This window comes from Reyranella sp. GW821-FHT12G01, assembly GCF_058806575.1.
In genome coordinates this window covers 1,617,158-1,631,222 of record NZ_JBXAPV010000001.1, presented here as the reverse complement: position 1 = coordinate 1,631,222, position 14,065 = coordinate 1,617,158, and the positions used below count along the sequence as shown (strand labels likewise).

The 14,065-nt window shown below is 66.5% G+C and carries 14 protein-coding genes; 3 read left to right on the top strand and 11 right to left on the bottom strand.

Going from position 1 to position 14,065, the window contains the following annotated elements; translation table 11 throughout:
* Positions 1–23: 23 nt before the first annotated feature.
* The 5 genes from AC1RP5_RS08070 to AC1RP5_RS08050 form a co-directional block, all read right to left on the bottom strand.
* Entirely contained in the window at positions 24–1,007 is a 984-nt protein-coding gene (locus AC1RP5_RS08070) for a Bug family tripartite tricarboxylate transporter substrate binding protein (RefSeq protein ID WP_493110109.1), read from the bottom strand.
* Positions 1,008–1,124: 117 nt separating this feature from the next.
* Entirely contained in the window at positions 1,125–2,114 is a 990-nt protein-coding gene (locus AC1RP5_RS08065; protein ID WP_493110108.1) for a Bug family tripartite tricarboxylate transporter substrate binding protein, read from the bottom strand.
* A gap of 78 nt (positions 2,115–2,192) precedes the next feature.
* Positions 2,193–2,876, bottom strand: a complete 684-nt coding sequence (locus AC1RP5_RS08060) for a hypothetical protein (RefSeq protein WP_493110107.1) — start codon at positions 2,874–2,876, stop codon at positions 2,193–2,195.
* Positions 2,873–3,640 (bottom strand): SDR family NAD(P)-dependent oxidoreductase, encoded by a 768-nt coding sequence (locus AC1RP5_RS08055; protein WP_493110106.1) that lies wholly within the window; start codon positions 3,638–3,640, stop codon positions 2,873–2,875. Before AC1RP5_RS08055 ends, AC1RP5_RS08060 begins: the two co-directional genes overlap by 4 nt.
* Positions 3,641–3,649: 9 nt before the next feature.
* Positions 3,650–4,516 (bottom strand): aldose 1-epimerase, encoded by an 867-nt coding sequence (locus AC1RP5_RS08050; RefSeq protein WP_493110105.1) that lies wholly within the window; start codon positions 4,514–4,516, stop codon positions 3,650–3,652.
* A 57-nt stretch (positions 4,517–4,573) separates the two neighbouring features.
* On the opposite strand from AC1RP5_RS08050, the gene AC1RP5_RS08045 reads away from it, so the two are divergent.
* Together AC1RP5_RS08045 and AC1RP5_RS08040 are read left to right on the top strand one after the other, a co-directional pair.
* Complete coding sequence (locus AC1RP5_RS08045) at positions 4,574–5,356, top strand: HpcH/HpaI aldolase family protein (RefSeq protein ID WP_493110104.1); 783 nt, start codon at positions 4,574–4,576, stop codon at positions 5,354–5,356.
* 1 nt (position 5,357) lies between these two features.
* Positions 5,358–6,566: an amidohydrolase family protein gene (locus AC1RP5_RS08040; RefSeq protein ID WP_493110103.1), complete on the top strand. Its 1,209-nt coding sequence runs from the start codon at positions 5,358–5,360 to the stop codon at positions 6,564–6,566.
* A 123-nt stretch (positions 6,567–6,689) separates the two neighbouring features.
* Here AC1RP5_RS08040 and AC1RP5_RS08035 read toward each other — a convergent pair whose 3' ends face one another.
* Positions 6,690–7,061: a nuclear transport factor 2 family protein gene (locus AC1RP5_RS08035; protein WP_493110102.1), complete on the bottom strand. Its 372-nt coding sequence runs from the start codon at positions 7,059–7,061 to the stop codon at positions 6,690–6,692.
* A gap of 11 nt (positions 7,062–7,072) precedes the next feature.
* On the bottom strand, positions 7,073–8,167 hold the full coding sequence (locus AC1RP5_RS08030) for an LLM class flavin-dependent oxidoreductase (protein WP_493110101.1): 1,095 nt from the start codon (positions 8,165–8,167) through the stop codon (positions 7,073–7,075).
* A 137-nt stretch (positions 8,168–8,304) separates the two neighbouring features.
* Between AC1RP5_RS08030 and AC1RP5_RS08025 the strand changes: the two genes are divergently transcribed.
* Complete coding sequence (locus AC1RP5_RS08025) at positions 8,305–9,837, top strand: ABC-F family ATP-binding cassette domain-containing protein (RefSeq protein ID WP_493110100.1); 1,533 nt, start codon at positions 8,305–8,307, stop codon at positions 9,835–9,837.
* Between the two features lie 126 nt (positions 9,838–9,963).
* Here the strand turns inward: AC1RP5_RS08025 and AC1RP5_RS08020 are convergent, their stop codons facing one another.
* The 4 genes from AC1RP5_RS08020 to AC1RP5_RS08005 all read right to left on the bottom strand — a co-directional run bounded on the left by AC1RP5_RS08020 (position 9,964) and on the right by AC1RP5_RS08005 (position 13,997).
* Entirely contained in the window at positions 9,964–11,214 is a 1,251-nt protein-coding gene (locus tag AC1RP5_RS08020) for an Hsp70 family protein (RefSeq protein ID WP_493110099.1), read from the bottom strand.
* Positions 11,215–11,406: 192 nt separating this feature from the next.
* On the bottom strand, positions 11,407–12,183 hold the full coding sequence (locus tag AC1RP5_RS08015; RefSeq protein WP_493110098.1) for an ABC transporter permease: 777 nt from the start codon (positions 12,181–12,183) through the stop codon (positions 11,407–11,409).
* Complete coding sequence (locus AC1RP5_RS08010) at positions 12,180–12,965, bottom strand: ABC transporter ATP-binding protein (RefSeq protein ID WP_493110097.1); 786 nt, start codon at positions 12,963–12,965, stop codon at positions 12,180–12,182. The genes AC1RP5_RS08015 and AC1RP5_RS08010 overlap by 4 nt, the downstream gene beginning before the upstream one ends.
* A gap of 18 nt (positions 12,966–12,983) precedes the next feature.
* Positions 12,984–13,997, bottom strand: coding sequence for an ABC transporter substrate-binding protein (locus tag AC1RP5_RS08005; RefSeq protein ID WP_493110096.1), 1,014 nt, complete (start codon positions 13,995–13,997; stop codon positions 12,984–12,986).
* Positions 13,998–14,065 lie beyond the last annotated feature (68 nt).

Here is a 14,065-nt window from a genome sequence, read left to right as displayed (position 1 = left end):
CTGGCCGTCTCAGGCGGCAGCGTTCATTCGATCTTGAGGTTGGCCTTGCGGATGACCGGAATCCAGATGTCGGCCTGTTCGCGCATGAGTTCGCGGAAGGCCTCCGGCGTGGTGGCGCGCGGTTGGGCGCCACGCTCGTCGAAGCGGCGCTGAACGATCGGGTCTTCGAGCAACGCCTTCACGGCCGCGCCAATCTTGGCCTCGACCGGCGCCGGCAGGTTCGCGGGCCCGGCGAGCCCCAGCACGTTGATCGCCTCGTAGCCCTGGACCGTCTCGGCGATCGTCGGCACGTCGGGCAGGACCGGCGAACGCTGCAGCGACGTGACCGCCAGCGCGCGCAGCTTGCCGTCGCGCAGCAGCGGCAGGGCCGTCGAGATCGGCTCGAACTGGAACTGGATCTGGCCCGCCATCAGATCGACCAGCCCGCCGGAGCTCAGGCGATAGTGGGCCGATTCAAAGCGCACGCCCGTGCGCTGCTCGAGGAGAAGTCCGGCCAGATGCGGCAACAGGCCCTCGCCCGCCGTGCCCATCGTCATCCGTTCCTTGCGCGCCTGCGCGAGGAAGGCCGTCACAGTGCGCGCCGGCATCGTGGGCTTCACCAGCAGCACGAGCGGCTGGACGGAGAAAGTGGTGATGAAGGTGAAGTCCTTCTGCCAGTCATACGGCGCACGACCGTAGAGCAGTGGACTGTTGACCATCGCCGCCGACGTCACGAGCAGCGTGTAGCCGTCGGGTGTGGCGCGCGCGACGAGTTCCGAGCCGGTCAGGGCGCCGTCACCGGGCTTGTTCTCGACCGCGACCGGCTGGCCGAGCTGGGCCTGAAGCCCCGTCGCGACGAGCCGGGAGATGCCGTCGATGCTGCCGCTGGCCGCGAACGGCACCACGAGCTTGACGGGTTGGCTGGGCCATTCCTGCGCTTGGGTCGGCGCGGTGGCGGCGTGAAAAGCGAGGACCGAGAGACCGCACGAGAGGCCGATCAAGGCTCGCCGAAGCAGGGAGGTACTCATGGGCTGATCCTGCTCAGGACTGGCGTTCGAATCCATTGCGAAAGACAGATGGCCGCCATGATGCGAAACGGATCATACGGAATTCACACTTCGAAAGTGTGGCCGCTCGGGTCTCGCCTATTCGAGCTTGAGGTTGGCCTTGCGGATGACCGGAATCCACGTGTCGGCCTGTGTCCGCATGATCTCGAAGAAAGCCTCCGAGGTGGTGAAGCGCGCCTCGGTGCCGAGTTCGTCGAAACGGCGGATGACGTTCGGGTCCTGCAGCACGGCCTTCATAGCGCCGCTGAGCTTTGCCAATACAGGCGCGGGCAGCTTGGCGGGCGCGATCAGGCCCAGCAGGTTGATCGCTTCGTAGCCTGGGATCGTCTCGGCGACCGTCGGCACGTCGGGCAATGCCGGCGCACGCTGCAGAGAGGTGACGGCGAGCGCTCGCAGCTTGCCGTCCTTGATGAGCGGCAGCGCTGTCGCGATCGGCTCGAACTGGAACTGGATCTGGCCCGCCATGAGGTCGACGAGCCCCGGCGCGGTGCCGCGATAATGGACGGACTCGAAGCGGACATCGCTGCGCTGCTCGACGAGCAGCCCGGCGAGATGCGTGAACGAGCCGGCGCCGGCCGTGCCCATCGTCATCTTGCCGTTCTCCTTGCGCGCCAGCTCGAGGAACTCCGGCACCGTCCTGGCCGGCATCGACGGATTGACCAGCAGGACCAGCGGCTGGAACGAGACGGCGGTGACGAAGGTGAAATCCTTCTGCCAGTCGTAGGGCGTGCGGCCGAACAGGGCCGGGCTGTTGGTCAGCGAGGCCGAGGTCATCAGCAACGTGTAGCCGTCGGGCGCGGAGCGCGCGACGAACTCGGAGCCGATCATGGCGCCGGCACCTGTCTTGTTCTCGACGACGACCGGCTGGCCGATCTCGGCCTGCAGCCGCGCCGCCACGATGCGCGCGGTGACATCGACGTTTCCGCCCGCCGCGAAGGGAGCGACGATCTTCACCGGCTTGGTCGGCCAGTCCTGCGCCTGGACGGATGCGACGACGCTTTGAGACGCGAGGATGGCGAGGCCGACGCAGAGGCAGCGAAGGGCACGCGCGAAAAATGAAGTGTGCATAGCCCGACTCTGGCCAAAGCCCGTCGCCCGATCCACCGGCATAGGCCGGCGCGCATCATGTGGCGGAACGCTGGCCTGTCAGGTCTCCCGTCGCCGCAGCCGGTCGACCAGTGCGACCAGCCGGCTGCCCTGCGGCGTCGCCGGATCGAGCAACTTCTCATGCGGCGTGTCGCGCGCCAGCCGGCTGATCTCCATCAGTGCGCGAATGTGCTGACGGCGCGTCAGGCGATATTCCGAGGAACGGTGATGGAAGAAGAGCCGTCGAAGCTGACCGTCGCCCACCAGCGCATTCAGCTCGCTCGCGGTCACGTAGAGCAGGAAGCAGACGAAGATCCAGATCTGAACCGCGACGAAGCGATGCCAGGTGAAGTCGGCCAGCGCCGCTTCGGCGGCGGCATCGAAGCCGCGCGCGTCGAAGGCGAAGTGGATCATCCTTTCCAGATAACGCACGATCGTGACGACGACCGAATAGAAGATCGTCTTGTACAGGATCGGCTGCGCCAGCGGCGCGCCGCGGAATTTGTCGATGATGCGGACCTTGTCGACGACCAGCACCACCTTGCCGACGATCAGCGCCGTCGTGCTGGCCAGCATGAAGCTGCCGAGGTTGAACCAGTAATCGTGCGTCAGCAGGTTGGTCGTGAAGACGATCAGGTTGAAGGCAATGAAGAAATAGAAGGTCGGCGGCAACAGGTGCCGGAACATGTGCACCCAGCCGTGGAAGAAGCGTCGCGGCAGGGAGGCGATGGTCGCCGCGCTCAAATGCGGCCCCCGTCGACGACGAAGTTCTGCGCCGTCACCAGGCGGCTGTCGTCGGAGGCGAGCCACAGGACCATGCGGGCGATGTCGGGCGGATAGAGCAGCTCCTTCAGGCACTGCGCGTTGAGCTGCGCGGCCTTGCCTTCCGGCGTCACCCAGAGATCGAGCTGGCGCTGGGTCATGATCCAGCCGGGCGTCACGGCGTTGAGGCGGATGCCGTCGCCGCCGAGATCGCGCGCGAGGCCGCGCGTCATGCCGATCACTGCCGCCTTGGCGGCCTGATAGACGGAGAGGTTGGGCGTCATCGTGTGGTAGCTCACCGAGCTGAAGTTCACGATCGAGCCGCCGCCCGCCTTCTTCATCGCCGGCGCCACCGTCTGGATGGCGAAGTAGGCATGGCGCAGGTTGACCGCGATGCGCTCGTCCCAGAAGTCGGTCGTCACCTGATCGATCGTATGGCGATCGTCGCGCGCAGCGTTGTTCACCAGCACGGTGATGGTGCCGAGCTTCGCCGCCACGCCCTCGATGGCCCGCTGGTAGGCCGCCACGTCGCGGATATCGCAGGGCACGAACAGCGGCACGGTGTGGCGCCGGGCCTCGATCTTGTCGATCAGCGCCTTCGAGGCCGCCTCGTCGATGTCGACGAAGCCCACCTTGGCACCCTGCTCGGCGAAGTGCTCGACGATCGAGGCGCCGATGCCGGAGCCGCCGCCCGACACGAAAACGGTGCGGCCCGCGAGGCTGGGATAGGAAGCGAACGCCGTCATGAAATTCCCCTAGATCCTGACCAGCCTGAACGAGATCTCACCGCCGAGCGTGGCACCCGCCGCCAGCCGGGTCTGCCCGACCGCGCCGTTGGCGTGGCTCACCGGCTCGACACAGAAGTATCGTTGGCCGTCGGGAACATAGATCACCAGATGACGAAATGCCTCCGTCGCGGACAGGACCAGACGAAGTCCCCGCTGCGGCCAGGTGACGATAGCCTGGCCGTCCCAGCCGTCGAAGCAATGGTCGAGCCCCATCCCCTCGACCCGGCGCGAGCGCGAAAAATCCCACTCCGGCGGCAAAGGAACGCGCTGCACTGGCAGCACTTCCGGATTGGCACGCCAGACGCCTGACAAGCGGCAGGCGAGCTCGGTATCGGCATCCCGCACGAAGAAAGGATGCAGGCCCAAACCCGCCGGCACCGGGCGGTCTTCGAGATTCTCGACCGAGAAGCCGATCGTGAGGTTTTCCTCGTCCAGCGCGAAGGTCTGGCGCGCGCGGTAACGGAACGGCCAGCCAGTGCCGCCGGCGTCACGCTCGTGGAGATGGACCAGTTCCGCCCGCGTCCGCTCGTGATGGATTACCTGCCAGTTGGCCGCCCAGCCCTCGCCGTGCATGGGATGGCGCACGCCCGGCCAGTTGGTCTTGAGCTGAATGACCTCATCGCCGAAGGCGAGACGGCCGTTCGCGATGCGGTTGGAAAACGGCACCAGCGGATAGCAGGACGTGTCCTTGCCCGTGCCCGAGGCCAGCGCGGCATCCGAGGCCGGGCGCAGCAGATCGCCGACACCCTCCAGCGCGAAGCGGGCAATCGACCCGCCGGCCTCCGGCGCCAGATCGACGGCCAGCCGGCCCGCCCGCAGCGACAAAAGCGTCACACCATCCCCCGTCGCTGTGTAAACTCCCCCGTTCTCAAATCACGAGGAAGCGCATCGATGTCGAACATGCTGAAGAAGCGGCTGCAGGCCGGCAAGGCCTGCGTCAATGGATGGCTGGCGATCCCCGACGGCTTCGCCGCCGAGACCATGGCGCAGTGCGGCTGGGACAGCGTCACCGTCGACATGCAGCATGGCGTGCAGGACTACCACTCGATGGTCCGCTGCTTCCAGGCGATGGACAAGCATCCGATCACGCCGCTGGTGCGCGTGCCGTGGAACGAACCCGGCATCGTCGGCAAGGTGCTCGACGGCGGCGCCTGGGGTGTCATCTGCCCGATGGTGAACACGCCGGCCGAAGCCAAGGCGCTGGTCTCCTATTCGCTCTATCCGCCGAAGGGCAAGCGCTCCAACGGCCCGATCCGCGCGGGCGCCTATGGCGAGGCCACGCCCTACCAGGCGATGGCCAACGACGAGGTGCTGATCATCCCGATGATCGAGACGCAGGAAGCGATCGACAATATCGACGCCATCCTCGACGTGCCGGGCATCAGCGGCATCTACATCGGACCGTCCGATCTCGGCCTGTCGCTCGGTATGAAGCCGATGCTCGACCGCGAGGAGCCGCAGATCCTGTCGATCTACGACAAGCTGCTCGCCGCCACCAAGAAGCGCGGCCAGTTCGCCGGCCTGCACAACGGCACCGGCAGCTACGCCGCCAAGATGGTCCACAAGGGCTTCCAGCTCGTGACCATCGCCAACGATGCCGGCCTGATGGCCAAGGCCGCGCGCGAAGCGGTCGCCCAGACGCGCAAGGAAGGCGGCCCGACGGCCGCCAAGTAAGGTGGCTATCCACGTGCGCTTCACCAACGCCACGCTGCCCGACGGCAGCCGGCACGACATCGAGGTCGAGGGAGGGCGGATCGCCGCCCTCCTCCCGGCCTCGGGTGCAGCACGCACGGCCGATTCCGAAACCATCGACCTCGGCGGCACGATCGTCCTGCCGCCGTTGGTCGACGGCCATATCCATCTCGACAAGACCCTGCTCGGCCTGCCGTGGGTGCCCAACCAGTCGGCGGGCAACCAGGTTTCCGACCGTATCGAGGCCGAGCGCCGGGTGCGCGCGGCCCGCACCGTGCCGGAATTCGAGACCGGCTCGAACCTGGTGCGCCAGATCGTGGCCAGCGGCACGCTGCACATGCGCAGCCATGTCGACATCGACAGTCAGCTCGGGCTCAAGAACCTCCACGAGGTGTTGAAGATCCGCGAGCATTTCCGCGACCTCGTCACCATCGAGATCGTGGCCTTCCCGCAAAGCGGCATCCTGCGCTCGCCCGGCACGGCGGAGCTGCTTGGCGAGGCGATCGCGCAAGGCGCGGACCTCGTGGGCGGCCTCGACCCGGTCGGCATCGACGACGACCTCGACGCCCATCTCGATGCGGTGTTCGCCATCGCCAGCCGCCGCGGCGCCGGCGTCGACATTCACCTGCATGACGGCGGTGAGGCTGGACTGGCACAGATCATGGCCATCGCCGCACGCACCGAGGCACTGGGCCTGCAGGGAAAGGTCGTAGTGAGTCACGCTTTCGCGCTGGGCTCGGTCTCGACCGAGAGCGTCACCCGTGCCGCCGACACGCTGGCCCGCGCCGGTGTTGCCATCATGAGCCACGGGCCCGGTGGTGCGACAATCCCGCCGCTGAAACTGCTGCGCGAGCACGGCGTCGAAGTGTTCGGCGGCTCCGACAATATCCGCGATGCCTGGTCGCCCTTCGGCAACGGCGACATGCTCGACCGCGCGATGCAGATCGCCTACCGCGCCAACTTCCGCCACGACCCGGAACTGGCGCTCGCCTTCGACATGGTAACCGCTGCCGCCGCGCGCGTGCTCGGCCTTTCAGATTACGGCTTCAAGGTCGGCGGCCCCGCCGACTTCGTCACGGTCGAAGCCACGACCCTCGCCGAAGCCGTCGCCACCCGCAAACGCCGCCGCCTCGTCGTGAAGGCCGGCCGCGTCGTCGCGAAGGATGGCGTGTTAACCACACCGTCGTCCTGAGCGAAGCGCCCAAGGCGCGCAGTCGAAGGACCTCTTTTCGTTTCAACGCTCCGTGCGCCAGAAAAGAGGTCCTTCGACTGCGCCGCCCTGCGGGCGGCTCCGCTCAGGACGACGGGAATCTTTTTAAACCGGCAGCTTCGTCGACTGCCACGTCACCATCTGCCAGCTGCCGTTGCGCTTGGCGTAGACATCGAGGAACCGCACGCCAAACCCGGTAGGCGTGCCGTTCAACAGGAGTTTGATGTGGGCCACGCCGGTCAGGACCACGGCGTCGCCCAGATCCTGCGCCTTGACGTCGGACGGCTCGATGCTGGTGTACACCGTGGCGCCGGACTTCATGGCGCCGATCAGGCTCTGCTTGGTGTCGAGGCGCGTTGTCGAGTGCGCGTAGATCAGGTCGTCGGCGATCACCGCCTCGAGTGTGGCGTAGTCCTTGGCACCCATCGCCTGCATGCGCTTCCTGTCGAGGTCGATGACGGTTTGTGCGTTGCTCATGACTTGCTCCTTCAGGCCGCTCGGGCCGCGTTGACGGGTCCCCACGACTTCACCACCGGCAGGACTTCCTTGGCGAACAGCTTCAGCCCGCGTTCGCTCACCTCGTAGGGCGTGCCGCCGAAGCGGAAGGCGACGTTCATCTCGAAGTCGCCCAAAAGCGTCCGCCGCGCTTCGAGGTCGCGCAGGATCTTGTCCGGTGTGCCCCACGACGCCGCCTTCATGAAGCCGGTGATGGCGCCCTCGATGCCGCCGCCCTTGCGCGCGAGATCGGCCTTCTGCTGGTAGGAGTCGTAGCCCTTCACCGACTTGAAGTGCTCGCCGAGAAATTCGTAGTGGTAGAAGTTGCTCTCGACGAACTTGCCCTGGTAGCGGCGCGCCTCGTCCTCGATGGTCGAGGCGTCGGGACCGCAGACGCAGAACTCGGTGAGCATGACCGTAGGCGGCTCGGTGCCGTGATACTGGCGATGGAGTTGCCGCCCCTTCTCGATCATCGGCGCGCGCATCTCCCAGGGCCGGTCGGCAAACATCACCATGTGGGCACCGAGCTTGGCGGCCGAGTCGATCGAATCCTCGCTCGACGCCACGGCATAGATGCGGCCGTCGAACGAATGAAGCGGCCGCGGCCTGATCTCGATGCGCGGCTGCTTGTAGTATTTGCCATTGCCTTCCATGAAGCCGGTCTTCAGCGCCTCGACGATCATGGGCGCGGCCTCATCGAAACGGCCGCGCGATTCGTCCATGCTGAGGCGGAAGGCGTTGAACTCTCGCCGCGCCAGCCCGCGCCCCATGCCGAGCCGCAACCGTCCCTTGCTCAGCATGTCGAGCACGGCCGCATTCTCGGCGACCCTCAGCGGATCGTGCCACGGCAGGATCACCGCCGCCGTCCCGACATCGATGTTCGGGCACAGCGCCGTCAGGTGGGTCATGAGCGCCAGATTGTCGGGCACGAATGAATAGTCGGCGAAGTGATGCTCGGCCGACCACAGGCAGTCGAAGCCCGAGTCCGCCGCGATCCGCGCCAGGCGGATTTCCTCGTCCCAGACGCGCTGGTCCGGGCAGTTCTCCCAGCCGTAGCTGGTGAAGACCATCATCATGCCGACGTCCATCGGGCTTCCTCCATGTTCTTGGTTACCGAAATGCTTTCACGCGACCGCCGACCGGGCAAGCCTGTGGGCCCACTCGCCTCTCGCCCCGGCCGCAGAGCGGTGGTAAACGCGCGGTCGCTTTTCCGTCAGGACAGACAATGGCGTCGCGTCAGGCCGTGCTCGGCATGGAGCAGGCTTCCTTCTTCTACGGCTCGGGCCGTGTCTTCGAGAACGTGTCGTTCCTGCTGGACGATGCGCGCACGGCGCTGGTCGGCGAGAACGGCGCGGGCAAGTCGACCCTGCTGAAGTGCCTCACGGGCGTGCTCGAACTCAATGCCGGCCAGGTGATCCGCTCGCGCGGCCTGCGCATCGGCCAGGTGCCACAGGACGTCCCCGAGGGCCTCGGCGATCAGCCGGTGCGCGAGGTGCTGGCGCAGTCTCTGGCCAAGGTCGGCCAGGACGGCGAGGACTGGCGCATCGACGTGCTGGTCGACGAGATCGGCGTCGATCCGGAGATGCTCGACCGGCCGTTCGGCACGCTGTCGGGCGGCTGGCAGCGGCTGATGCTGATCGCGGCGGCGGCGCGGCTGGAAGAGCCCGACATCCTGATCCTCGACGAGCCGACCAACCATCTCGACCTCGCCAACATCAACACCTTGGAGCGCTGGCTCACGGCCGAGTTCGCCGTGCCGATGCTGATCGTGAGCCACGACCGCGAGTTCCTCGACCGGGTGACCGAGCGCACGCTGTTCCTGCGCTCCGACGGCGTGCACGCCTTCAAGACGCGCTTCTCCGTGGCACGCGAGGAGCTGCTGCGCCGCGACGCCACCGCGGCGTCGCGGGCGCGTCAGGAGGATCGCGAGATCAAGCGGCTGGAGCAGGCGGCCGCGCGCTACAAGGTGTGGGCGGTCAAGAATCCCGACCTCAACAAGCGCAAGAACGCCGTCGAGAGCCGCATCGCGCGCATCGAGAAGGACCGCACGCAGACCTATGTCGCGCGCGAACGCCGGCTAGAGCTGGCCGACGGCGACATCGACGCCAAGGTGGCGCTGCGTCTGTCGAACCTCGACGTGACGGTGCCCGGTGGCGGTCGCAAGCTGATCGGCATCGATCGCCTCGCCATCGCGGCGGGCGAGAGGGTGGCGCTGCTCGGCACCAACGGCACCGGCAAGTCGACGCTTCTCGCAGCCCTCGCCGCCGCCTATGAGCCCGGCCGCGAGCATTACGACGGCCAAGCCGCCGTGCGCTTCAATCCGGCCTGCCGGCTGGTCTATTTCGACCAGACGATGAGCGACCTGCCGACGACGACCAAAATCCTCGACTATGTGGTCGAGGCCGAGGGCGTCACCGAGAAGGACGCAGTGCGCCAACTCGCCGGTGCCGGCTTTGCCTTCGTGCGCCTGAAGGAGCCGATCGGCGTGTTGAGCCACGGCGAGCGCGCGCGGCTGGTGTTCCTGAAGATGAAGCTGCTGCGGCCGAATTTCTACGTGCTCGACGAGCCGACCAACCATCTCGACATCGAGGGGCAGGAAGACCTCGAGGAGCAGTTGGAGAAGAGCGACGTGTCGTGCCTCTTCGTGAGCCACGACCGCTTCTTCACGCGCACCGTGGCGACGCGATTCCTTGAGATTCGCAAGGGCCGCCTGGTCGAAACCGAAGACGCCGACGCGTTCTTCGATTCGCAAACCTAACCGTCGTCTCGACCGGAGCCTCGCGCAGCGAGGCGTAGTGGAGAGACCTCTTTTCCTCGATCTGACAGCACTAAGTAGAAAAGAGGTCTCTCCACTACGCGCTACGCGCTTCGGTCGAGACGACGGTTACGCCTTACGCCCCGCCATCTGCGCAAGGCCAAGCGCGACGGATAAGAGGTCAGAGCCGCCGGCGGTGCGCGCGGACGGCGCGGCACGGCCGACCGCTTCGCGCACGGCCGGGACGCGGCTCGATCCGCCGGTGAGGAAGATCGTCTCGATCGCGTCGGGCGTGAGGCCGGCGGCGGCGATGCAAGCGCTGGCCGACTTGTGCAGCCGGTCCGTCGCGACGGCGATGGCGCGATCGAAGTCGCGGCGCGTCGCCAGCGCCGAGAGGCCGGCTTCGAGGAAGGCGAGCGGGATGGCGGCGCGGTCCTCGGCGCTCAGCACGATCTTGGCGTCCTCGACGGCGAAGGCGACGCGGTGGCCGAGGCCTTCGCGCACCAGGGTCAGGAGACGCGCCACCTTCTCCGGCTCAGCCGCGAGCGATTCCAGCTCGGCGATCTCGCGCTCGTTTTTGTAGGTGTAGGCGAAGTTGATCGTCGCCCAGGTCGCGAGCTGATGATAGAGCGCGTTGGGCATCGGCAGGTTCTTCTGCACCAGCTGCGTGCCGAGGCCCAGCAGCGGCATCACCGAGGTGAGGCTGAGCGCGGTGTCGAGATCGGTACCGCCCAGCCGCACGCCCGAGGTCGCGAGCACGTCGTCGCTGCGATCGGCACGGTCGCGGCGGCCCGGCCCAACCCGCACGATGGAGAAGTCGCTCGTGCCGCCGCCGATGTCGGCGATCAGCACCAATTCCTCGCGCGTCACCGTCTGCTCGTAGTGATGCGCCGCTGCGATCGGCTCGTAGGCGAAGGCGATGTCGCGGAAGCCGGCTTGGCGGGCGATGCGCTCCAGCACCTCCTGCGCGCGCGCATCGGCCCGGTCGTCATCATCGACGAAGCGCACCGGGCGCCCCATCACGACCGAGGTGATCTCCTCGCCGGCAAAGGTCTCCGCCCGCTCCTTGAGGTGCGCCACGAAGATCTCGACCACCTTGGTCAGCGGCACCTTGCGGCCGCCGAGGCTGGTCTCCTCGTCGATCAGCGACGAGCCCAGGATCGACTTCAGCGCCCGCATCAGGCGCCCCTCGGTCTGATCGACATAGGCCGCGATCGCGGCGTCGCCGAGCAGCACACGCCCCTTGGTCTCGTGATCGAAGAACACCGCGCTCGGCAGCAGCGTGTTGTCGCCCTCGACGGGCGCCAGCGCGGCCGCGCCGTCGCGCACCACGCCGATCGCCGAATTCGACGTGCCGAAATCAAGTCCGCAGGCGGTCATCACAGTCCCCAGGGTCGCGAAGGGGATGTCATCTATTACGATGCGCCACGCGTTGCCAGACTGTTTCTTTTCGCCTACCCTGTGCGCGATAGAGGGCTGCCAAGGAAACGGGCGGCCCTTTTGCTTTTTGGGCCGCGGGCCTCCAGGCCCACCTCATGAGCGGGCCCGGAGGCCCGCGGTCCGAAGAAAAGACTAGGCGACGATCTCGCCGCGGAAGGCCCAGCGGGTCATGCGCTTCTCGACAAGGGCGCAGACCGCGTACATGGCGACACCCATGATGGCGATGGCGAACAGGCCCGCGAAGGTCGTGGGCGCATCGTTGCGGGCGCTGGCCGAGAGCATCAGGAAGCCGATGCCGTTGTTGCCGCCCACGGTCTCGGAGATCACCGAGCCGATGAAGGCGAGCGTGATCGCCACCTTGAGGCTGGCGAACAGATAAGGCATGGCGCGGGGGATGCCGACCTTGGTCAGGATCTCCAGCCGCGTGGCGCCGAGACTGCGCAGCACGTCGCGCATCTCGGGCTCGATGGTGGCGAGCCCGGTTGCCACATTCACCACGATGGGAAAGAAGCTGATCACGAAGGCGGTGATCACGGCCGGCAGCGAGCCGACGCCGACCCAGATCATCAGGATCGGCACGAGCGCCACCTTGGGGATCGCGTTGAAGGCGATCAGCAGCGGATAGAGGCCGGAATAGACGAACGGCGAGGCGCCGACCGCGAGGCCGAGCAGCAGGCCGCCGGCGATGGCCAGCAGGAAGCCGATCATCGTGGTCCACAGCGTGTCCCAGCTATAGGCCATCAGGATACCGAAGCGCTGGTAGAAGACCGTGAAGATCTTCGTCGGTCTCGGCAGGGTGATCTCCTGCACGTCGAACACGATGCAGCAGACTTCCCAGATGATCAGCAGCCCGGCCAGGACCAGCCATGGCATGGCGTGCTTCAGCGCCTCGCGCCGCAGGTCGCTCATGGCGCATGCTCCTGGTGGATGCGGTCGCGCAACTCATGGACAATGTCGACGAAATGCGGCTCGAAGGTCGTCTCAAGTGTGCGCGGCCGAGGAATGTCGATCTTCTTGGCGAGCACGATACGGCCCGGCCGGCGGCTCATCACGTAAACAGTGTCGGCGAGATAGACCGCCTCGCGCAGGTCATGCGTCACCAGCACGCCGGTGAAGCGCTTCTCGAGCCACAGCGCCTGCATGACACCCCACAGCTCCTCGCGCGTGAAGGCGTCGAGCGCGCCGAACGGTTCGTCCAGCATCAAGAGCTCAGGCTCGTGGATCAGCGCGCGGCACAGGTTCGAGCGCTGCTGCATGCCGCCCGAAAGCTGCCAGGGATACTTGTCGGCGAAGTCCGCGAGGCCGACGGTCTTCAACAGCTTCATCGCGCGCTCGACATATTCGGCGCGGTTGACTCGGAAGCGACGCTTGTGCGGCTCGACCACCTCCATGGGCAGGAGGATGTTGTTCATCGTCGTGCGCCACGGCATCAGGGTCGGGTTCTGGAACGCCATGCCGACGCCCTTGATCGGCCCGGTCACCTTCGCACCGTCCACCATGATCTCGCCACCCGACGGCGGCAGCAGGCCGGTCACCAGTTTCATGATGGTGGACTTGCCGCAGCCCGAGGGACCGACGACGGCGATGAACTCGCCCTTTTCGATGCCCAACGTCGCATCGGCAAGCGCCAGCGTCGTGTCCTTGCCGAGCCGGTAGGTGAGGCTGACGCCCTTGAGATCGACGAAGGCCATTGCCTCAGACCCGATCCCTTACTTGGCGACCATCCGGTCGGCCTTGGGCGGGAGGTAGGCGTTGCTGAACACCTTGTCTGGCGCCGGCGTCATCGGCAGGCCGAACGCCTCGGACACGTCCTTCACGGCGCGGGCGAAACGGGCCGGGTCGACGTCGCCCATGCCGTTGGCCTTCACGTAGGGTGTCAGGATGTTGGTCTCGAGCGAGATCTTGAGACGCTCCATCTCGAGCTTCTCGTCGATCAGCGGATCGCGCTTCTTGGCGGCGGCAATGCCGAGCTGCGGGTTGGCGATGACGTCCTTCCAGCCCTTCACCGTGGCGGCGATGAAGCCCTTCACCGCCTTCTCGTTCTTGATCATGTCGGCCGAGATCACGATGCCATTGCCGTAGACGTCCATGCCGAAGTCGACGAAGCGCATCGACACGATGTCCTCGAAGGCGACGCCGCGCGCCTTGAGGTCGAGCATCGAGGAGAAATAGTGGCCGGAGATGAAGTCGACCGTGCCCTGCACCAGGCTCTGCTCGCGCAGCTGCGGCGTCAGGTTGACGTGCTCCCACTTGGTGATGCCGTTCTTCTTGGCGAAGGCCGGGAACAGGCGGAAGCTGGCGTCGAACACCGGCGCGCCCAGCTTCTTGCCCTCGAGGTCCTTCGGCGTCTTGATGCCGCTCTTCTTCAGCGCATAGACGCCGAACGGCGCGAAGTCGTAGACCATGAAAACGCAGAGCACTTCCTTGCCCGGGTTCTTGGCGTTGTATTCGATGGTCGAGTTCACGTCGGCGAAGCCGATCTGGTAGGCGCCGGTGGCCACGCGCTGCACCGCGCCAGCCGAGCCCTGGCCGGGGTCCATCGTGACGTCGAGGCCCTCGGCCTTGTAGTAGCCCTTCTCCAGCGCCACCAGGAACGGCGAAGTCGGGCCCTGGAACACCCAATCGAGCGTGAACTTGATCGCGGTCTGCGCGTTGGCCGGCAGGCTCCCGAGCGCCAGCGCGACAGCCGCCGCACCGCCCAGCATCTTGGCGAACTTGCTCATTTTGTTGATCCCCGTGAGTTCCCTGTCGGCGACTCTTAGGCGGACAATCCACGCCCGCCAAGGGGATA